The sequence below is a fragment of the Mesorhizobium koreense genome (assembly GCF_031656215.1).
GTDB classification, from domain to species: domain Bacteria; phylum Pseudomonadota; class Alphaproteobacteria; order Rhizobiales; family Rhizobiaceae; genus Mesorhizobium_L; species Mesorhizobium_L koreense.
This window is the reverse complement of sequence record NZ_CP134228.1, coordinates 2,885,642-2,905,522: the sequence shown is the minus strand read 5'-3', so window position 1 is coordinate 2,905,522 and position 19,881 is coordinate 2,885,642. Positions and strand designations below refer to the sequence as shown.

Here is a 19,881-nt window from a genome sequence, read left to right as displayed (position 1 = left end):
GTCAGAACTTGAAATTCGCCATTTTGAACATCATCGCATTGCCGAGCAGGAGCCAGAAGACCGATCCGCCGAGCAGATACCAGGTCATCGGTTCGCCCCATACATTGCCGTAGAATTCCGGCATCAGGCCGAAGATCGCCGCCATCAGGAGCACCGGCACGGCGGTGAGGATGTAGGCGGATATGCGCCCCTCGGTCGAAATCGCTCGCACCTTGCGGCGCAGCTTGCCGCGGTCCCGGATCGTACCGGACAGCCCGTCCAGTATCTCGCGCAGATTGCCGCCCGAACTCGACTGGATGGACACGGCCGTCACGAAGAGCGGAAGGTCCTCGTGCCCGACGCGCTCAAACATCGAATGGAGCGCATGGACCAGCGTCGAACCATAGGTTACCTCGTCGGCGACCACGCCGAATTCCGTGCCGATCGGATCGGGCATCTCGCGCGCAACCATGGCGATGGCGACCGGCACCGGATGGCCGGCCTTCAGGCTCCGCGTGATCAGTTCAAGCGCCTCGGGCAATTGCAGCCCGAAATGCTTGTGGCGCCGCTTGCGCAAGAATTTCAGCGCCATGATCGGGAGAATGATGCACAAAACTGGCACGGACAGGGCGGCGATCTTTACGGAACTGCCGAACCACAGGAGGACGAGGCCGATACCGAATGCCACGCCTGAAGTGATGCCGAGGAACTGCGGCAATGGCTTGGTCAGGCCCGACTGCGTACGCAGCCTGCGTAGACCCGCCAGTGAAAAGAGCGTGCGGCCGTCGCCGACGCCCCTCTCCTTGCGCAACTGGACGAGTACCTGTTCCTGGCTGAGCTTCTTTTCCTGAAGCTTCATGCGCCGGTTGATCGCCGCGCGCCTGTCGCTGCGGCCGGCATAGAGCAGATATAGCGCCTCCGCTATCATGATGCCGGCGACGGCTGCACAGCCATAGATGAGGTAGAGGGGGGTCATCCACCTACTCCTGCGCGATGCCCGGCTCGAAATATTTGCCGGGGAATTCGATCCCCATGGCGCGCAGGTCTTCGAGAAAGCGCGGACGGATGCCGGTCGCCTCGAAATGGCCGTTGATCGTCCCGTCCGCCTCCATGCCGGTGCGCACGAAACGGAATATCTCCTGCATCTGGATGATCTCGCCTTCCATACCGGTCACTTCGGCCACGCTCGTCACCTTGCGCTTGCCGTCGGCAAGGCGGGTCAATTGGACGATAATGTCGATGGCGCTGGAAATCTGGCTGCGGATCGACTGCACCGTCATCGGCATGCCGGTCATGCCGAGCATCTGCTCCAGGCGGGAAATAGCGTCGCGCGGCGTGTTGGCGTGAATGGTGGCCATGGAGCCTTCATGGCCGGTATTCATGGCCTGGAGCATGTCGAAGGCCTCCTCGCCACGGCACTCACCGAGGATGACGCGGTCGGGGCGCATGCGAAGCGCGTTCTTGACGAGATCGCGCTGCCTGATCTCGCCATGCCCTTCGACATTGGCGGGGCGCGTTTCCATGCGCGCCACATGCGGCTGCTGCAATTGCAGCTCGGCGGCATCCTCGATGGTGATGAGGCGCTCGTCCTCGGGGATGAAGGCGGAAAGCGCGTTCAGCATGGTCGTCTTGCCGGTGCCCGTGCCGCCGGAGATGATCGTCGTCTTGCGCGCGTGCAGGGCCGCCGCCAGCACCTCGGCCATGTTCTGGGTGATCGCGCCGAACTCGATCAGCTTGTGCAGGCCGAGCTTGTGCTTGGAGAATTTGCGGATCGAGACCAACGGCCCGTCGACGCCGACCGGCCGGATGGCGGCGTTGAAGCGGGAACCATCGAGCATGCGGGCATCAACCATGGGCTGGGATTCGTCCACCCGCCGTCCGACCGCCGCGACGATCTTGTTGACGATCCTGAGAAGATGTTCCTCGTCCTTGAAAGGGACCTGGATCTTCTCCAGCTTGCCGCGCCGCTCGACGAAGCAGTTCTCGTGGCCATTGATCAGTATGTCGTTGATCGTCGGGTCCTTCATCAACGGCTCAAGCGGGCCGAGGCCCACCATCTCGTCGACGATATCGTCCACTAGCGCGTCTAGTTCGGCGACGTTGAGCGCGAGACGTTCGCTCCGCGTCTTCTCCGAGACGAATTCGTGGATCTGGCGTTCCATCTCGGCCCGAGGCAGCTTCTCCAGTGCCACCAGGTTGATTTCCTCCAGAAGCATACGATGGATGCGATCGCGCGCGTCATGGCTGCGGCTGGAGGCCTTGGGCTGGCCGGCGCCGGGCTCGGCCGTCACCGCCTTGATGACCTTGCGCGCGGACGGGATGACGACAGCGGTGCGATCGCCTGCCGGTTGTTCGGCCGGGCGGGCTTCCTTCGGGCGGTCCCTCAGCGTGGAAAAGCGGCTCGCCATCTCCTTATCCCACCTTCTTCTTGAGGCCAATCGGTAGGGAGAAGAGCGAGCGCTTCTTCGTCGCCACCACCGCTTCTTCCGGCAGGATGATGCGCTTCAGGTCGTGCACGACATTGGCGTCCGGATCGATCTCGTGGAGAGGCACGCCGCGATCGACCGCCTCGCGCACCAGTCGGTAATTGTTGGAAATGCCGCCGACAAAATGGTCGCCTAGGATCTCCTCGACATCGGCTTGCTTGATGCCGCCGCCCGCTTTCTTCTGCTCGAAGCGGTTGACGATGACGTTCGGCTTTACCTCGCGCCCGGTCCTCTCGTGGATCGCCTTGATGAGGCGCTGCGTATGACGCAGACACGGCACCGTCATCTCAGAGACGATGTAGAGCCTATTCGAGCCAAGCAGCACCGTTTCCGTCCACGGGAACCAGGTGCGCGGCATGTCGATGACGACATTGTCGAAATAGGCCGAGACGAGGTCGAGCATGCGAACGACGACGTCGGTGTTGAAGGAACGCATGTCGGCCGGATCGGTCGGCGCGGCCAGCACGCAAAGCCCGCTCTCGTGCCGCGACAGCATCACGTCGAGCAACTGGCGGTCCAGCCGCTCGGGCTGGTTCTCGATCTCGTTGATGTCGAAGCGCGGCTCCAGATCGAGATATTCGGCGCAGGCGCCCTGCTGGAAATTGAGGTCAACCACGCAGGTCGAGGCTGCGCGCGTGACCGACCGGTGGAGCTGGAAGGCCGTCTGCACGGCGAGCGTTGTCGTACCGACGCCGCCGGCGGCCGGCATGAACGTATAAACTTGCGATTCGGCGTTCTCATGACGGCCCGGCCCTTGCAGCGCGCGGATGCAGGAGCGGACGAGGTCGGCCGTGGTGATCGGCTTGACCAGAAAATCCGCGACCTGGAGCTGGACGAGGATGCGCACCGCCGCGGCGTTGAACTCCCCTGTCACGACGACGACCGGCGCACGTCCCTCCAGCCGGCGCACGACGCGCTGGAGCGATTCTATCTGCTCCAAGCTCGCCACATCCATATCCACGATCGCCGCGCCACATTCCGACGTTTCGATCTCGCCGCGCAGTTCGTTGACGCTCTTGTCCAGTGTCACCAGTTCGATCGCCTCGGAAGAGGAGAATGCGGCGCGCGTATCCTGCAGGAACGACCGATCCCGCGAGACGAGGACGACACGCTTGCTCTTGTTCGTGTTCGCCATGGCTCAGTTGTCCATCGTCGAGGAGCGGCCGTTCGACGGCGCCGCAGCGCCAGCCGCAGCCGGTTTGTTCTGGTATTGCGCATGATCGGCCGGCACGCGGAGATTGGCGTTCTCGACACCGCGCGGCCACGGGTCCACCATCTGCATCACCGTATTGGCGGCGATGGCATCGCCGGCCCTGCCCGTCACGCCCTCGTTGCGGGCAAACTCGTCGCTGGTGCAGCCGGCCGCCGCCAGCGACAGGCCGAACACGGATACGAGGATCGTCATTCTCTGCATCGCGTCTCTCCTAGCGCAGGTCGAGGAAATGGCCGCTGTCGGCGCGCGCGATCGGAGCGCCCGCGGCCGCGAGTTGCGGCGCGCCGGGCTTCACTTCGTCGGCGTTGCCGAGGAAGTAGTCGACATTGCTCGCCGGCTTCGATCCGTCGAGCGGGCTCGCGACCTTCTTCGACGGATCGATCGGCTTCACCAGATAGGGCGTGACGATAATGATCAGGTCTGTTTCGTGGCGCTGATAGGACTTCGAGGAAAAGAGAGGGCCGAGGATCGGCAGCTTGCCGAGACCGGGCAGCGCCTGGGTGGTCGTGCTGTTCTGGGTCTGGAGCAGGCCGCCGATCATGAAGCTCTGGCCGCTCTTGAGGTCGACCGAAGTCTGGGCTCGGCGCACGATGAAGCCGGGAACGCTGATGCCTTTCAACTGATACGAAGTGGCCGAGTTGTCGATCGTCGAGACCTCCGGCGCGATTTCGAGGCTGATCAGGCCGTCCTCAAGAACCGTCGGCGTGAACTCGAGGCTGACACCGTATTTGTGGTAGCTGATCGTGATCGTGTTGTTGTCCGAAGCGACGGGGATAGGAAACTCACCCCCTGCAAGGAAACTTGCCGTTTCGCCGGAGCGGGCGATCAGGTTCGGCTCGGCCAGGCTGCGGGCGACGCCCCTGTCCTCCAATGCCTTAATGGCGATATCCGCCGAAAACCCGCCTGAAAGGAGCGAACCGATGATCTGTCCGGCCGGGACGTTGGAAGACGCGGACGGATCTGAATTGAAAGTGACCCCGCCACCAGCGCCGGCGCTGTAGGAAGCGCGGAACTTCGTGCCCAATTCACGGCCCGCCTGACGGCTGATCTCGACGAAGCGGACGTTGAGCTGCACCTGCTGCGAAGAGGAGACATTGACCGAATTGATGACTTTCTCCTCGCCGGAGAAGCGGTCGGCGATGTTCTTGGCCTTCTCGGCCGCGACGGCATCCTTGGCGGTGCCGGAAAGGATCAGCCGGCCATTCGCCGAATCCACGCGGATGTCGGTGCCCGGCACATTTGCTTGGATCGCCTTGGCGAGATCCTTCGTGTCCAGCGTCACCTCGACGTCGATATTGCCGACAAGGCGCTTGTCCTTGTCGAACAGCGCGATGCCTGTCGTGCCGAGCTTGGTGCCGAGCACATAGAAGGAATGGTCGGTGAGCGGATTGACGTTGGCGATCTCGGGATCGCCGATGACGATCTGCGAGAAGGGAACGCCTGTGCGGATGGTCTGCGGCTTGCCTTTCGCGACCTTGATCGATTTGTGCGCATCGGACGAAATATGAATCACGTCACCATTCGCCAGCGCCCTGGTGGCGCCTACGGCACAAAGAAGCGCGGCCGCGGCGAGGAGCATCACCCGCGCGATCAGGAACGAGCGCGCCGCATCCGCCTCCGTGGCTGCTTTCAAACGAAACGACATTAGCCCTATCCCCAAACCGGCCCCAGCCGGCATCCCCTCTATTCGCCGGTGCCAGCCGGCATACCTCTGGCCCTGCGGCCTTTATTCCTGCGGCCCCTATTCCTGCGGCAACGTCCCTACGCCGGCAGCCTGGCCATCATCGCCCTGATGCGGGCCGCTGCGATTGACCTTGTAGGTCTCTTCCTTGATCCCGCGCGTCACGACCACGGTGGCGAATTTCGGCTCTTCGTCATCGTGCGGAATGGCGCTGACCACGTCGCTGGCGGCCGCCGAGATCTTTTCGGCAACCGAACCGCCGAAGGCGGAGATGGTGGTCATGCCGGAGCCGTCAGAACCGGCCGGCCGTGCCGAGCGCAAGGCGAGCGAGAGCTTGCCGATGTTCCGTGCCAACGTGATCTTCTGCGCGCCTTCGGGCGTCACTTCCAGCGTCACCGAATTGGCCACCTTCGGCTGAGTCGCGCGCTCGTCCGCCGCCTGCCCGACCGACAGGACCTTCGCCGCCTCGATCACAACTTCCGTGGCGATCTTCGAGCCGGCGGCGCCCTCGGCGTTCTTCTTTACTTCCTCGATTTCGCCCGCGTCGCGCGTCAATACGACATCGACACGGTCGCCCGGCGCGATGAAGCCACCGACGCCGGCGATCTCGTCGGTCTTGACGGTTACGGCCTGCATGCCCGGCTCCAGAAGATTGGACAGCGTTGCGCGACCGTTCGGCCCGGAAAGCTCGGCAAGGAGGACTGGCTCGTTGGCGTCTATCGGCGAAAGGACGACGCGGTCGCCATCCTTCAGAAGCTCGTCCACAGTGCCGAATGCCCCCTTCGGCAACGCGTTCTCGGCCCATGGGATCTCGGCAAGATTGTCGCGCTCGGGTTTCATGCCGAAACGGAGCGGCGTCTTGGCCACGACGATCGTCTTGAACCGGATTTCGGGCTTCGCCGGCACCGTGACGGCAGTCGCGACGCGCGCGCTGGCCTGGCTCTTGATCCAGAAATTCGCAGCAAATATGGATATCGCGCCGAATACGGCTGCGATCCCGATCATCGGAACTATTCTGTTCTTCACGCCCGCCCCGCCCTTTCGAGCTTTTTGTTGTGCGGGAGGCTAGGCGGCAAATCCTAAAGGAATTGGAAGGCAAGGAGTGTAGAGTGCCGGCAATCGCTCGTCGTGGTTATCGGGATATTGCGCCCAAAGCAGCAATTCGAGCGATATCGGCCGCGCGAACAGAGAGAGAACCTCTGTCACCGGAACGGTAAAGCGTGGCAGTATGAAGCGTGATTCGGGCGGGCTAGATCAGCGGCGACATGGAAAAAGCGAACAAAGACCTTTTCACCCTGCATAACGAAGCTCCGGCGAACGATTCGCAGCCGGTAAAGCCGGTAGCGCGACCGGTATCCGCCAGGGACGGCAGTGACAGCTATAGCGCGGCCGACATCGAGGTGCTGGAGGGGCTCGAGCCGGTTCGCCGACGGCCCGGTATGTATATCGGCGGGACCGACGAGAAGGCGCTGCACCACCTCTTCGCCGAGGTGATCGACAATTCCATGGACGAAGCCGTGGCGGGGCACGCAAGCTTCATCGAGGTCGAGCTCGACGAGGCCGGCTTTCTCTCTGTCACCGACAACGGGCGCGGCATCCCGGTCGACGCGCATCCGAAATTCAGGAACAAGTCGGCGCTCGAAGTCATCATGACGACGCTGCATTCGGGCGGCAAGTTCGACTCCAAGGTCTACGAGACGTCGGGCGGCCTGCACGGCGTCGGCGTGTCGGTGGTGAATGCGCTTTCGGAGACGCTAGAGGTGGAGGTCGCACGCGGGCGACAGCTCTACCGGCAGGAATTCTCGCGCGGCCACCCGAAGGGCGAGCTGAAAAACCTCGGCGAGGTGCACAACCGCCGCGGCACGAAGATCCGCTTCCGCCCCGACGACCAGATCTTCGGCAAGGGCGTGCATTTCGATCCGGCCCGGCTCTGCCGCATGACGCGCGCGAAAGCCTATCTCTTCGGCGGTGTCGAAATCCGCTGGTCCTGCGCGCCTGCCCTGATCGCCGACAAGGAGAAGACGCCGGAGAAAGCGACCTTCCACTTCCCCGGCGGATTGAAGGATTACCTTGCCGCTTCGCTCGACGGCGAATTCCAGGTGACCCGCGACATCTTCGCGGGGAAGAGCGAAAAGCAGGGCGGCCATGGCTCTGTGGAATGGGCCGTAACCTGGTACGGCGGCGATCCGATCCTGAACTCCTACTGCAACACGATCCCGACCCCGGAAGGCGGCACGCACGAGGCCGGCTTCCGTTCGGCGCTGTTGCGCGGCCTGAAAGCCTATGCCGAACTGACCGGCAACAAACGCGCGCACGCCGTCTCCAGCGAGGACGTGATGATATCGGCGGCCGGGATGCTGTCGGTCTTCATCCGCGAGCCGGAATTCGTCGGCCAGACCAAGGACCGGCTGGCGACCATCGAGGCGCAACGCATCGTCGAAAGCGCCATGCGCGACCCGTTCGACCACTGGCTGGCCGATAATCCGCAGGAAGCCTCCAAGCTGCTCGAATGGGTGATCGCGCGGGCCGACGAGCGCCTCAGGCGGCGGCAGGAAAAGGAAGTCTCGCGCAAGAGCGCGGTACGCAAGCTGCGCCTTCCCGGCAAGCTTGCCGACTGCACGCAAAACGCGGCGGCGGGTGCCGAGATCTTCATCGTGGAGGGCGATTCCGCCGGCGGGTCCGCCAAACAAGCGCGCGACCGTGCCTCTCAGGCGGTGCTGCCCTTGCGCGGCAAGATCCTCAACGTCGCCAGCGCCGGTCGCGACAAACTGACCGCCAACCAACAGATCGCCGATCTGATCCAGGCGCTCGGCTGCGGCACGCGCTCGAAATACCGCGACGAGGACCTTCGCTACGACCGCGTCATCATCATGACCGATGCCGACGTGGACGGCGCGCACATAGCCTCGCTTCTGATGACTTTCTTCTTCCAGGAAATGCCGCAACTGATACGCGGCGGTCATCTCCACCTCGCCGTGCCGCCGCTTTACCGCATCAGCCAGGGCGGCAAGGTGATGTATGCGCGCGACGATGTGCACAAGGACGAACTCCTGAAGAACGAGTTCACCGGCCGCGGCAAGGTCGAGATCGGCCGCTTCAAGGGCCTGGGCGAGATGATGGCCTCGCAGCTCAAGGAGACGACCATGGACAAGAAGAAACGCACATTGCTTCGGGTTGAGGTCATCGACGAGCAGGATGCGACAAAGGAAGCGATCGACGCGCTTATGGGCACCAAACCGGAACTGCGCTTCCGCTTCATCCAGGAACGCGCGGAATTCGTGGAAGAGCTGGATATCTGACCCCGGAAATCGGAAGGCGGCCCGGCAGTGAGTTTCTCCCGCTGGCCTGATACCCTCCACTTCCCGCTAGCGCGCATCCCGCGACCCAAGCGTACCGACTGGATTTTTGCGATCCGCACGATGGTGGCGGGGCTGGTTGCCCTTGCGCTCGCCTACGCGTTGAAGCTGGAAAACCCCCAATGGGCGATGATGACGGTCTATATCGTCGCCCAACCAGTCGCCGGGATGGCGCTTTCCAAGGGTTTCTTCCGATTGGTGGGCACCGTCGTCGGGGCGCTTGCGGCACTTCTGCTTGTGCGGATCGGGGGCGGCAACGCCGCCGCCTTCCTCGCGGTGCTCGCAGTCTGGATCGGACTTTGCACCTATGTCGCGTCTATGCTCCGCAACCCCGAATCCTACGCCGCCGCGCTCGCTGGCTATACCGCCGCGATCATCAGCATGCCGGCCTTCGGCCAGCCGCATCTCGCCCATGAACTGGCAATCGCGCGCGCATCGGAAATCATCCTCGGAATCCTCTGCGCGGGGCTCGCCAGCCGCCTCTTCCTGCCACGACTCGCCAGCGACCAGATCGCTGGAAAGCTGGAAGGCCTGATCCGCGATCTCGCTGCCTATGCCGGATTCGCCTTCGGTGGCGCCGACCGTGCAAGGCTTTCGATGCTCAACCGGCGCATCATCGCCGAGACACAGGGCCTCGGTGAGATGCGCGCCTATGTGCGGCTTGAAGGCCCCAGCCCCGCCGCGCATGGCCGTTCTGTCAGGCGCACGATCGGCCATCTGCTTTCCGCCCTTTCCGCCGCACGGATGCTGAGACTGCACTCCGCGCCCGCTAATCCAGCATTGCCGCCGACTCGCAACCAATTGAAGGCTGTCGTCAACGAACTGTCCGAACGTCCCGATGCGCTCAATGATGTCCAGCCTTTCCTCGCTCGGCTAAGAGAGATAGCCAAGGAGGCTCGGAACGCGCCGTTGCCGGAGGGTGTGCCCGACCCGATCGGCGCCGCCGCAAGGCTCGCCATGGCGGCCGAATTCGCCGATGCGCTTGCCGGCGTCCTCGACGGTCTCGATGCCGTGCGCCATCCGGGCCGGCCGGAGAGCGACCAGACACGACAACCTGCGCTGGTTATCCACCGCGACCGGCAGGCGGCGTTGCGTAACGCGGTGCGAGCCGCGCTCGCCACTTCCCTCGTCGCGGCCTTCTGGATCGCCACCCAATGGGCGGACGCCGAAGGGGCGACCATCATCGTTGCCGTCGTCTCCAGCCTGTTTGCGTCGCGCCCGGCGCCGATCCGGACCGCTTTTGGCTTCTTCAAGGGCACGCTACTGGCCGTGCCCTTCGCCTTCATCGTCGGCCAGGTTTTGGTGCCCGTCTTCCCCGGTTTCGGCTGGTTCGTGCTGTTCGTGATCCCGATCCTGATACCCGGCGCGCTGGCGATGGCGAATCCGACTTTCACGGGAACAGCGACAGCCTTCGCTATAAATTTCCTCGCCTTCCTCAGTCCGCACCAGACGATGGTTTACGCGCCACTCCATTTCCTCAACCAGACGGCGTCCATCCTGGTCGGCATCCTGCTTTCGATCGGTGTGTTCTGGAGCGTGCTACCGGCAAGGCCACGTGACAGCGTCCTGCGCATCGTCGCAACCATCAAGGAAGACCTCGTGCGGCTCAGCCTGCACGAGCGCGTGCCTCGACGCTCGGCCTTCGAGAGCCTCGCCTATGACCGTATCAACCAATTGATGCCGTTTGCGCAGCGCACTGGCGGGCGCGGCGAAGCGATGCTCATCGGCAGCGTCGCGGCGTCCACCGTCGGACTGGAGATCCTCGCCCTGCGCAACGCCCAGCCGCACCTCCCCGAACCGGACAAGCCCATCATCGCCGATTTCCTGAAGCGCCTTGCTTCGCTGATCCTGCGCTCGGCGGGAAGCGGCCTGGGAGGCGGCTCGATCTCCGCTTTCGCGGCGGCGACAAGGGCAGAGGCGGAAGCGCTCGGCAAACGCGGTGACGCCGACCGGCCCCTTCTTGCCGTCGCCGCCTCGCTACGGGTGATCGCCGCGGCGGTGGAAGACAATCCCCGGTTCTTCCACAGCCCGCGCGCCGGGATACGGCACTCCTGACAACAGGCTGTCGGCAGCCTTCCCGTATCGTAGAGTCATGGATGCGCGATCGCTCGATCTTCCCGCCAGAATCGATACCGGCCACGCCGTCGGCATGATGCTGGTGACGGTATCGGCCGTCTTCTTCGCGCTTGCCGGTATCTTTACCCGTTCCGTCACCGCCGGCCCGTGGACGATCGCCTGCTGGCGCGGCCTTGTCGGTGCGGCGATCATCGCCGCTTACGTGTTATGGCGGGCGCGCGGCCCGCATATGTGGTCCAGCCTCCACCTCGGGCTCCGCGGCTGGGCGCTAGCGGTCGTCAGCACCCTGTCCAGCATCGCCTTCATCACGGCGTTCAAGCTCACCTATGTCGCCAACGTCACCATCATCTACGCTACCGTGCCTTTCATGGCGGCGGGGCTCGAACGCGTCGTACTTGGAGAGCGCACGCGTCGAAGTACGATTGTGGCGGCCGTCCTGTCGCTTGCCGGCGTCGGCATCATGATGCTCGGCGGTATCGGCACGGGAAGCCTTGCCGGTAATTTCATGGCCATTCTCATGACCGCAGGCTGCGCGCTCTACATGGTGCTGATCCGTAAATTCACCGATGCGCCCGTCGTCTGGACCGGAGCCGTGGCGGCTTTCCTGCTTTTCGTCATCGGCTGCCTCATCACCGACCCGCTCGACGTGACAAGGCGCGATGCCGTCCTGATGTGCGCCTTCGGCGTTTCCTTCGCCGCCGCCGTGATCCTTTGGACCGAAGGGACTCGACTGGTCAGCGCTGCCGAATCCGGACTGCTCGGAAGCACGGAAGTACCGCTTGCGATCCTGTTCGCATGGCTGTTTCTCGGTGAGTTGCCGCCGGCGGCGAGCCTCGTCGGCGGCGGCATCGTCATCGTCGTGATTTTCGGCTACGCGGCATGGAATTTCCGGCGGAGCGTAGCAAGCGCAGCCGCATAATCTGGAGGCCGTCAGGCCGCGGCGATGGCCAGCGCATGGCCGCGGGCATTCTCACGCAGCACTTCGAGGTGGATGGCACGGATCAGACCGGCAAGCTCGGCCAGACGCTCCGCCGGCCCGCTTTGGCCCGGACAGGCGTTCAATTCCCTCAGCATCAGCCAGCTCACTTCCTGTGCGCCGGCCACACGCCTGCCGTTGGCGACCTCGCGCCAGATCCCCAGCGCCCGCAGGATAACCCCGTGCGCGCTTTCCGGTAGGCCGGCGCCGCGAAAGAGCGCCGAAAGCGCCAGATCGCGCCCGCCGGCAAGAAGCGCCTGGACGCGGACCGCCTCGCGCCCCGCAAGCACGCCGAGCACGGAGGCGAAGAAATCGATCTTGCCGTGCGCCACCATGCGAACGATGAAGGCTGTGGTGAGTTCGCCGGCAAGTCGAAGATGTTCGACCAGCGCCGCATGCTCGTCCGGCCGGGTTCGGTCGATGAGCGTCAGCGAAGCCCTCACGCAAGCTTCCCGCATGACGCGTTCTCCACGTGCCCTGCCCATCAGCGCAACGACGAGCGGCGCATCCTTCAGTGCGGCGCTCAGTTTGACCAGCAGAACATGGCGGCAGTCGACCGGCAGGCGGCGGTCCGCAAGCATCGCTTCCCGCAGCCTCGGCATGGCGCCGAAGCGCTCCGCCATGCGGCGGAAGCTGAGCGAGGCGACATCAGCCCCATCGTTGCGGAGCAGGATCAGACAGGCCTCCGCCGAGCCTACCTCGGCAATGGCGGCCGAGACCGATTTCGAAACGAGCGCCCGCCCCGCGATGGACAGTTGTACGCTTTCGGCTCCCATGGCGACGCGGTCGATGAGATCGCCGTCCGTGAACAATGGCGAGCGCTTCAGCACCAGGTCGGCGATCTCGTCCTGATCGGAGGCGAGCGCGTGGATGATCTGGAGCGGCGCCAGCCTGTGCATGGCGAGCGCCTCGGCAAGCGCATAGCGCACCTTTGTCGACGGATCGTCCAGCAGGAAGGTCAGCGCGGCTTCCGCCTCACAGCGGTCCTCGAAGGGGAGTTCACGGGAAACATAGGCTCTTGCTAGCGCCGCCGCGCCGGCTGCCCGTTCGGAAACGCGCGCCGTATCGATCCACCTGAGGAAATGACTGATTACCATGCCGCCGACCCGACCCCGAGCTACCGCGGACGCTAGGTGGAAATGGTTTAGGAAGCGTTTACCATATCCGTTAACCGGCTCTCTTGCAGGCCCGTTACGACCGCTCTATCAAACGCGGGACTAGCGGAGGAAATAAAGATGCCAGGCCTCTATTTCGAGGAATTCACGCCCGGACAGGTGTTCCGCCATCCCCTCACCCGAAGCATCACCGAGAGCGACAACGTTCTCTTCTCCGTCATGACGCTCAACCCTCAGCCGCTGCACATCGATTTCGATTTCGCGGCGAAGAGCGAATGGGGCAAGCCGCTCGTCAATTCGCTCTTCACGCTCGGCCTGATGATAGGCATCTCCGTGCACGACACGACGCTCGGCACCACGATCGCCAATCTGGGCATGACCGAGACGGTGTTTCCGCATCCGCTCTTCCATGGCGACACGATCCATGTCGAGACGGAAGTGAAATCGGTGAGGCCGTCGAAATCCAAGCCGGACCGGGGCATCGTCGAATTCGAGCACCGCGCCTACAATCAGAATAATGTGCTGGTGGCACGCTGCGTGCGGCAGGCGATGATGAAGAAGAAAGGAGCCTGAGCGTGCGGTCCCTTCTGTTCGTTCCAGGCGATTCGGAAAAGAAGCTCGCCAAGGCGCCCCAGGCGGGCGCGGACGTCCTGCTTCTCGATCTGGAGGACTCGGTCGGAGCCGACCGCAAAGCCGAGGCGCGAAAGATCACTTCGGCCTTCATCGGAGAGAACCGGGAACAGGTTTCGGCCTCGCTTTACGTGCGTGTCAACGACTTCACCACCGGGCTGACCGACGACGATCTCACGGCGATCATGCCGGCGCGACCGGCCGGCATCATGCTGCCAAAGGCGATCGGCCCAAAGGACGTCATGCGGCTGTCGGCAAAACTTCGTGTGCACGAGGCCGAGAGCGGCATCGAAGACGGTGCCACGCGGATCGTCGCGCTCATCGCCGAGACAGCAGCCGGCGTGCTGGCTGCTCCAGCCTTCAGCGAAGCCAACCCTAGGCTTGCCGGCGTGACCTGGGGAGCGGAGGATCTGTCGGCGGATATCGGCGCGCGTACGCCGCGCGGCGGCGATGGCCGCTATACCGAAACCTTCCGTCTGGCGCGCACGCTGACCATACTCGCGGCCGCGACGGTCCAGGCGGCTGCGATCGATACGGTCTTCGTGAATTTCCGCGACATGGACGCGTTGAAGGCGGAGTGCGTGGAAGCTGAGCGTGACGGCTTCACGGCCAAAATGGCGATCCATCCGGCACAAGTGCCGATCATCAACGAGGTGTTCACGCCCTCTGTCGAATCGGTCGCGCATTCGCGTGCCGTGGTCGAGGCCTTCTCCGCCGCCGGAAATCCGGGCGTCATCGGCATCGACGGCCAAATGTACGACCGCCCGCACCTGCGCCGCGCCGAGCGCATCCTTGCACGGGCGCAGGCCGCCGGCGTGGCATGAGGGTGCGCGTCAATCCGCCTTCCACTTCGGCCGGCGCATGGCGAAGGTTTCGGTGATGGCGGAAAAATCGAGATAGCCGAGACGCGATACGTTGCCGGCCTTGACGTTGTCGAACAAGCCGTCGGTGAGGACAGCCTCGTCGATATGAATGCCGATCACCTCGCCGGTGCAGACATGGACACCGGCGGGCTTGCCGTCGAGGCCCTTCGGCTCGAATATCTCGGTCACCTTGCATTCGAGCGCGGCATACGCCTCCGCCACGCGCGGCGCCGCGACCAGCCGTGAGGGCGCCGGCGTCAGCCCGGCATAGCCGAATTCGCTCACCCCGCGCGGCGCATCCACGGAGGTAGCATTCATTTCCTTGAAGATGTGGCCGCCGGCGAGGTTGGCGACAAACTCGCCGGTCTCGCGCGCGAAAGTGAAGCTGTCCTTCTCGCCTTCGGAGGAGAACCAGACGAGCGGCGGGCGCGAAGAAAACGCATTGAAAAACGAATAAGGCGCGAGATTGATCGAGCCGTCACGGCCCATCGTGGATATCCAGCCGATCGGCCTTGGGGCAACGATCGCCTTGAACGGATCGTGCGGCAGGCCGTGGCCCTTGCCGGGTTCATAGAACACCGCCTATCCCTCCCAGGGACCGGAATAGTCCGCATAAAGTTTTGAGACATCCGGTCGCGGCCGTTCAGATACCGCTCCGTTGAACGTGCCGATATGGACGAAGCCGATGACCCGCTCGTGCGGCGCGAGGCCCAGCAACCGCCGACCCTCCTCGTCATAGGCATACCAGTTGGTGATCCAGTTCGTGCCATAACCCATGGCGTTGGCGGCTATGACGAGATTCATCGCCGCCGCTCCGCCGGAAAGCTGCATTTCCCAATCCGGGATCTTGGGGTTCTGCCGAGGCGCGGAAACGACGCCAACGACGAGCGGCGCGCGCGAAAAGCGTGTCAACTCCTTCTCGCGGCGCACTTCGGTGAGCGGCCCTTCACGCTTCTCGGCAAGCTCGGCAAGCATCCGCCCCACCCGTTCGCGCGCCTCGCCGCGATAGAGGATGAAGCGCCAGGGCTCCATACGGCCATGGTCAGGCACGCGACTGGCGATGCGGATCAAGGTCGCGATCTCGGCATCCGACGGCGCCGGCTCCTTCAATTCGTGGATCGGCGCCGAGTTGCGCTCGAGCAGGAGATCGATGACCGTCGATGACATCGCGAAAACTCTTTCAGATAAAATAGCCGGTGCAAGGAGATACCGGTCACGGAGAATCGTCTTGAAATTGCCACCGCGCCGGGCTTGATGGCAACCCATGTACGCCGTCCTGGAGAGACTTACAGTCCTGCTTTCATTTCTTGCGCTCGCCGTCATGCCGGTGGCCGCGCAGGAAGCCGGAAAGCTGGAGCCGCGGCTGAAATTGCCCGACCTGAAAAGCTTCAGAGGCGTGCCCAGTATCGAAGCCCCACTGCCCAAACTGACATTCGGCAATGTCACGCTGATCGCTGAACTGGTCGACAAGGGGCCGCAGGTGACACGGGGCCTTGTCTGGCGCGTCTTCGGGCCGCAAGCAGGCGAGGACGGCAAGCTGCCGTTGATTGCCTCGGCGCGCGGCGGCACCAGCGTCTTCCAACTCGATCCTGGAAGCTATCTCGTCCATGCCTCCTATGGCCGCGCAGGCGCGACGAAGCGCATAACCGTGGGCAAGGACCCCAAAAAAGAAGTGCTCGTGCTCGATGCCGGCGGTCTGAAGCTCGACGCCATCCTTCCGAGCGGCGGCCACATCCCGCCGAACAAGCTGCGCTTTTCCATCTACGAGGCCGAGGCGGGCGCGGATGGCGAGCGCGCACTCATCATCCCCGACGTGCACCCGGACGTGGTGGTGCGGCTCAACGCCGGCACCTATCATGTCGTGTCCAAATACGGCTCGGTCAACGCAGTCATCCGCTCCGATATCAGGGTAGCGGCGGGCAAGTTGACCGAAGCGACGGTAGAGCATCGCGCCGCCCAACTCACCATGAAGCTGGTGCGTGATCATGGCGGCGAGGCGATCGCCGACACGTCATGGTCGGTGCTGACCGATTCCGGCGAGGTGGTACGCGAAAGCGTCGGTGCTTTCGCCACCATGGTGCTGGCGGAGGGCGACTATACGGTTGTTGCCAAGAACCGCGGCCATACCTATCAGCGCGAACTGACCGTGGAAGCCGGCCACAACGAAGAGGTCGAAGTGCTGACCAGCGATGTCGGGCAACAGGGAGCCCCGATCGGCGACATTTCCGACTGACGGCGATTGCGGAAATCAACTCATCCAGCCGCCGGGCAAGGCTCGCCAGCGTGCTCCCCAGACCCCAAAGCATTCATATTGCTGTCGTATCCGATCGGTCTATAGTCACCGATGGCGGCGCCGATCGACACCGCGGGCGGGCTCGACAATGTCCGGCCGGGGGCCGATCCGCGCAATGCTGTCTCTGCACGGCGCCGTCCGACGCCGCGATCATGGATTTACGATCCGAAGGGGAGTTCAGAAATGAAGACAATGCGCATGCCGATTGATGGCGCCCTCAAGACTTCGGCCGCCGCTGCCATCGTGCTCACCGGCCTTTTCGCCGCGCCGGCACGAGCCGACGAAGCTGCGGCGGTTCCTCAGAACGATCTCCTGAACGCCACGCTGTGGATGCAGCGCTCGGTTGAATACAAGGCGACGACGCTCGGCATCTACAACCTTGCCAAAGGCCAGCTCGACGCGGCGCTCACCGACAAGAATTGGACTGCGGTTCCCGACAAGCAAGGTGAGAATTTTGGCGACAAGCCACCGGCTATCGTGCTCGACGCCGACGAGACCATCCTGGACAACAGCCCCTACGAGGCTTCGCTGGTGACCCGAGGCACCGACTTCAGCCCCAAGGAATGGACAGCCTACGTCAAGGACAAGGTGACCAAGGCAATCCCCGGCGCGGTCGAATTTCTGCGGTATGCCGATTCGAAGGGCGTGAAGGTCTTTTACGTGTCCAACCGGACGCTTGAGGAAAAACCGGCAACGCTGGAGAACATGAAGGATCTCGGCTTCCCGATGGGCGGCAACGTCGACACCTTCCTGGCCTCTGGGCAACAGCCCGACTGGAAGTCGCCGAAGGAGAACAGGGTCGCCTTCGTTGCCAAGGACTATCGCGTCATCATGATGTTCGGCGACAATCTCGGCGACTTCACAGACAAGTACAAAGGAACCTATGAAGAGCGCATGAAGTTCTTCACGGACAGTGCCGCACATTGGGGGCACGACTGGTTCATGCTGCCGGACCCCGAATATGGTTCTTGGGAGTCCAACCCCTTCAACAACAACTATAAGCTTTCGCCCGACGAGCGCCGCAAGATGAAGATCGAGGCCCTGCAACCCTGGAAGCCGAAAGGGTAACAGGCACTTGCCTACCCCTCTCTCCGTTTTTCACGGGGAGAGGGTAAGGGTGGGGTCGTTCAGCTTTTCCGCTTGCGCCTGATATCTGGCGCGGTTGCCTCGTCCACCAAGGCCGCGACGGCCTCTTCCAGCATCAACGATTGCTGGTCGCGTGAGCCGAGCCGGCGCAGATTGACCGTACCTTCCTCCGCCTCGCGCTTGCCGCAGACCAGGATCACCGGCACTTTCGCGAGGCTGTGCTCGCGTACCTTGTAGTTGATCTTCTCGTTGCGCAGGTCGGTTTCGGCGAGCAGCCCCGCATCCTTCAGCCGCGCCGCCACCTTCCTCGCATAGTCATCCGCGTCCGAGGTGATCGTCGCCACGACGACCTGCAGAGGCGCGAACCAGAGCGGCATGTGGCCGGCGTGGTTCTCGATAAGGATACCGAGGAAGCGTTCCATGGAGCCGCAGATAGCGCGATGCACCATGACCGGCTGCTTCTTCTCCGAATCCTTGTCGATGTAGAAGGCGCCGAACCGCTCCGGCAGGTTGAAATCGACCTGGGTCGTGCCGCACTGCCATTCGCGCCCGATCGCGTCGCGCAGCACATAGTCGAATTTCGGCCCGTAGAAAGCTCCGTCACCGGGGTTGATCTCGATGCGGATACGGTTGTCGGACTGCTGGATCTCGGTCAGCACGCCGCTCATGATTTCCTCGGCGTGATCCCAGAGTGCGTCGGAACCGACGCGCTTTTCCGGCCGCGTCGAGAAGCGGACCATGATCTCCTCAAAGCCGAAATCAGCGTATGTGGTGAGGATCAGGTCATTGATCTTCAAACATTCGGCGGCAAGCTGGTCCTCCGTGCAGAAGATATGCGCATCGTCCTGAGTGAAGCCGCGCACGCGCATCAGCCCGTGCAGCGCGCCGGACGGCTCGTAGCGATGAACAGCGCCGAATTCGGCAAGCCGGACAGGCAGGTCGCGGTAAGACTTGAGGCCGTGCTTGAATATCTGGACGTGGCCAGGGCAATTCATCGGCTTCAGCGCGAAGACGCGATGATCCTCGCTTTCGGCCTCATCGCCGGCGACCAGTACCTTGAACATGCTTTCCCGGTACCAGCCCCAATGGCCGGATGTCTCCCAAAGCTGCTTGTCCAACACCTGTGGGGCATTCACTTCCGAATATTCGTGCTCGTCGAGCCTCCGGCGCATGTAGGAGACGAGGCTCTGGAACATCTTCCAGCCTTTCGGGTGCCAGAAGACGACACCCGGCCCTTCCTCCTGGAAATGGAACAAATCCATCTCGCGGCCGAGCCGGCGGTGGTCGCGCCGCTCCGCTTCTTCCAGCGTATGGAGATAGCGGTCGAGTTCTTCGCGGTTGCGCCAGGCGGTGCCGTAGATACGGGTCAGCATCGGGTTGTTGGAATCGCCGCGCCAATAAGCGCCCGCCACCTTCATCAGCTTGAAGGCGTCGCCGATCTGGCCTGTCGAAGCCATGTGCGGACCGCGGCAGAGATCGAACCAGTCGCCCTGCCTGTAGATTTTGACGTCCTGATCCTCGGGGATCGCATCGACCAATTCGACCTTGTAGGCCTCTCCCTTGTCGCGGAAGACGTTTTTCGCCTTGTCGCGCGGCCAGACCTCCTTGGTGAAAGGCTTGTTGCGGCCAATGATCTCGCGCATCTTCTTTTCGATTGCCACGAAATCGTCCGGCGTGAAGGGCTCGTTGCGAGCGAAATCGTAATAGAAGCCGTTCTCGATCACCGGGCCGATGGTCACCTGCGTGCCCGGCCACAGTTCCTGCACCGCCTCGGCGAGCACATGAGCCGTATCGTGGCGGATGAGTTCCAGCGCGCCTTCGCTCTCGCGGGTCAGGATTTCGACGCGGCCCGAAGCGCCGAGCGGATCGGAAAGATCGCGCACATGGCCATCGATGGCGTAGGCGATCGCCTTCTTGGCGAGCGATTTGGAGATCGATTCGGCAAGCTCGGCGCCGGTCATCATCGCGGGATAGTCGCGCGAGGAGCCGTCGGGAAATTCAAGGGAAACGGATGCGCCGGAAATTGCGCCCGGGTTGGCGTCAGCCATGGTCATGTCTCCTATCCAGTCCCGCATACGAGCGCGGGTGGGATTGCAGTGTGTTGCAGCGCGCATGGGAATGCGGCTG

Annotated in this window: 17 protein-coding genes; 7 read left to right on the top strand and 10 right to left on the bottom strand. The window is 63.3% G+C overall.

Features of this window, described 5'->3' with window-relative positions:
• Nucleotide 1: 1 nt before the first annotated feature.
• From RBH77_RS13770 to cpaB, 6 genes are all read right to left on the bottom strand, one after another.
• Complete coding sequence (locus RBH77_RS13770) at nt 2-955, bottom strand: type II secretion system F family protein (RefSeq protein ID WP_311028170.1); 954 nt, start codon at nt 953-955, stop codon at nt 2-4.
• 4 nt (nt 956-959) lie between these two features.
• Nucleotides 960-2,387, bottom strand: a complete 1,428-nt coding sequence (locus tag RBH77_RS13765) for a TadA family conjugal transfer-associated ATPase (RefSeq protein ID WP_311028168.1) — start codon at nt 2,385-2,387, stop codon at nt 960-962.
• 4 nt (nt 2,388-2,391) lie between these two features.
• On the bottom strand, nt 2,392-3,600 hold the full coding sequence (locus RBH77_RS13760) for a CpaE/TadZ family protein (protein ID WP_311028167.1): 1,209 nt from the start codon (nt 3,598-3,600) through the stop codon (nt 2,392-2,394).
• A gap of 3 nt (nt 3,601-3,603) precedes the next feature.
• A complete protein-coding gene (locus RBH77_RS13755) occupies nt 3,604-3,879 on the bottom strand; it encodes a hypothetical protein (protein WP_311028166.1) in 276 nt (91 codons plus the stop codon).
• 10 nt (nt 3,880-3,889) lie between these two features.
• Nucleotides 3,890-5,323: a type II and III secretion system protein family protein gene (locus RBH77_RS13750; RefSeq protein WP_371832777.1), complete on the bottom strand. Its 1,434-nt coding sequence runs from the start codon at nt 5,321-5,323 to the stop codon at nt 3,890-3,892.
• Between the two features lie 96 nt (nt 5,324-5,419).
• The gene (cpaB, locus tag RBH77_RS13745) at nt 5,420-6,364 is read right to left on the bottom strand and encodes a Flp pilus assembly protein CpaB (RefSeq protein WP_311028165.1); all 945 of its coding nucleotides are present in this window, start codon (nt 6,362-6,364) and stop codon (nt 5,420-5,422) included.
• Between the two features lie 260 nt (nt 6,365-6,624).
• Here cpaB and parE point away from each other — a divergent pair, with 260 nt between their 5' ends.
• The 3 genes from parE to RBH77_RS13730 are packed head-to-tail and all read left to right on the top strand — an operon-like array spanning nt 6,625 to nt 11,710.
• On the top strand, nt 6,625-8,658 hold the full coding sequence (parE, locus tag RBH77_RS13740) for a DNA topoisomerase IV subunit B (RefSeq protein WP_311028164.1): 2,034 nt from the start codon (nt 6,625-6,627) through the stop codon (nt 8,656-8,658).
• A gap of 27 nt (nt 8,659-8,685) precedes the next feature.
• Nucleotides 8,686-10,770, top strand: a complete 2,085-nt coding sequence (locus RBH77_RS13735; RefSeq protein ID WP_311028163.1) for an FUSC family protein — start codon at nt 8,686-8,688, stop codon at nt 10,768-10,770.
• 37 nt (nt 10,771-10,807) lie between these two features.
• Nucleotides 10,808-11,710, top strand: coding sequence for a DMT family transporter (locus RBH77_RS13730; protein WP_311028161.1), 903 nt, complete (start codon nt 10,808-10,810; stop codon nt 11,708-11,710).
• 11 nt (nt 11,711-11,721) lie between these two features.
• Here RBH77_RS13730 and RBH77_RS13725 read toward each other — a convergent pair whose 3' ends face one another.
• Nucleotides 11,722-12,864, bottom strand: coding sequence for a DUF2336 domain-containing protein (locus tag RBH77_RS13725; protein ID WP_311028159.1), 1,143 nt, complete (start codon nt 12,862-12,864; stop codon nt 11,722-11,724).
• A 138-nt stretch (nt 12,865-13,002) separates the two neighbouring features.
• Here RBH77_RS13725 and RBH77_RS13720 point away from each other — a divergent pair, with 138 nt between their 5' ends.
• A complete protein-coding gene (locus tag RBH77_RS13720) occupies nt 13,003-13,455 on the top strand; it encodes a MaoC family dehydratase (protein ID WP_311028157.1) in 453 nt (150 codons plus the stop codon).
• 2 nt (nt 13,456-13,457) lie between these two features.
• Nucleotides 13,458-14,336: an HpcH/HpaI aldolase/citrate lyase family protein gene (locus RBH77_RS13715; protein WP_311028155.1), complete on the top strand. Its 879-nt coding sequence runs from the start codon at nt 13,458-13,460 to the stop codon at nt 14,334-14,336.
• Nucleotides 14,337-14,345: 9 nt separating this feature from the next.
• On the opposite strand, the gene RBH77_RS13710 is transcribed toward RBH77_RS13715, so the two are convergent.
• Complete coding sequence (locus RBH77_RS13710; protein ID WP_311028154.1) at nt 14,346-14,954, bottom strand: flavin reductase family protein; 609 nt, start codon at nt 14,952-14,954, stop codon at nt 14,346-14,348.
• 3 nt (nt 14,955-14,957) lie between these two features.
• Entirely contained in the window at nt 14,958-15,542 is a 585-nt protein-coding gene (locus RBH77_RS13705; RefSeq protein ID WP_311028153.1) for a nitroreductase family protein, read from the bottom strand.
• 97 nt (nt 15,543-15,639) lie between these two features.
• Between RBH77_RS13705 and RBH77_RS13700 the strand changes: the two genes are divergently transcribed.
• Both RBH77_RS13700 and RBH77_RS13695 read left to right on the top strand, forming a co-directional pair.
• Entirely contained in the window at nt 15,640-16,608 is a 969-nt protein-coding gene (locus tag RBH77_RS13700) for an RgsD C-terminal domain-containing protein (protein WP_311028152.1), read from the top strand.
• A gap of 243 nt (nt 16,609-16,851) precedes the next feature.
• Nucleotides 16,852-17,736, top strand: coding sequence for a 5'-nucleotidase, lipoprotein e(P4) family (locus RBH77_RS13695; protein WP_311028151.1), 885 nt, complete (start codon nt 16,852-16,854; stop codon nt 17,734-17,736).
• Nucleotides 17,737-17,795: 59 nt separating this feature from the next.
• On the opposite strand, the gene thrS is transcribed toward RBH77_RS13695, so the two are convergent.
• On the bottom strand, nt 17,796-19,802 hold the full coding sequence (gene thrS, locus RBH77_RS13690) for a threonine--tRNA ligase (RefSeq protein ID WP_311028150.1): 2,007 nt from the start codon (nt 19,800-19,802) through the stop codon (nt 17,796-17,798).
• Nucleotides 19,803-19,881 lie beyond the last annotated feature (79 nt).

Bases quoted from the DNA above. Each gene is read 5' to 3' on its own strand.
- RBH77_RS13770 (WP_311028170.1), bottom strand. From the start codon at position 955: ATGACCCCCCTCTACCTCATCTATGGCTGTGCAGCCGTCGCCGGCATC.
- RBH77_RS13765 (WP_311028168.1), bottom strand. From the start codon at position 2,387: ATGGCGAGCCGCTTTTCCACGCTGAGGGACCGCCCGAAGGAAGCCCGC.
- RBH77_RS13760 (WP_311028167.1), bottom strand. From the start codon at position 3,600: ATGGCGAACACGAACAAGAGCAAGCGTGTCGTCCTCGTCTCGCGGGAT.
- RBH77_RS13755 (WP_311028166.1), bottom strand. From the start codon at position 3,879: ATGCAGAGAATGACGATCCTCGTATCCGTGTTCGGCCTGTCGCTGGCG.
- RBH77_RS13750 (WP_371832777.1), bottom strand. From the start codon at position 5,323: ATGTCGTTTCGTTTGAAAGCAGCCACGGAGGCGGATGCGGCGCGCTCG.
- cpaB (WP_311028165.1), bottom strand. From the start codon at position 6,364: ATGATCGGGATCGCAGCCGTATTCGGCGCGATATCCATATTTGCTGCG.
- parE (WP_311028164.1), top strand. From the start codon at position 6,625: ATGGAAAAAGCGAACAAAGACCTTTTCACCCTGCATAACGAAGCTCCG.
- RBH77_RS13730 (WP_311028161.1), top strand. From the start codon at position 10,808: ATGGATGCGCGATCGCTCGATCTTCCCGCCAGAATCGATACCGGCCAC.
- RBH77_RS13725 (WP_311028159.1), bottom strand. From the start codon at position 12,864: ATGGTAATCAGTCATTTCCTCAGGTGGATCGATACGGCGCGCGTTTCC.
- RBH77_RS13720 (WP_311028157.1), top strand. From the start codon at position 13,003: ATGCCAGGCCTCTATTTCGAGGAATTCACGCCCGGACAGGTGTTCCGC.
- RBH77_RS13705 (WP_311028153.1), bottom strand. From the start codon at position 15,542: ATGTCATCGACGGTCATCGATCTCCTGCTCGAGCGCAACTCGGCGCCG.
- RBH77_RS13700 (WP_311028152.1), top strand. From the start codon at position 15,640: ATGTACGCCGTCCTGGAGAGACTTACAGTCCTGCTTTCATTTCTTGCG.
- RBH77_RS13695 (WP_311028151.1), top strand. From the start codon at position 16,852: ATGAAGACAATGCGCATGCCGATTGATGGCGCCCTCAAGACTTCGGCC.
- thrS (WP_311028150.1), bottom strand. From the start codon at position 19,802: ATGGCTGACGCCAACCCGGGCGCAATTTCCGGCGCATCCGTTTCCCTT.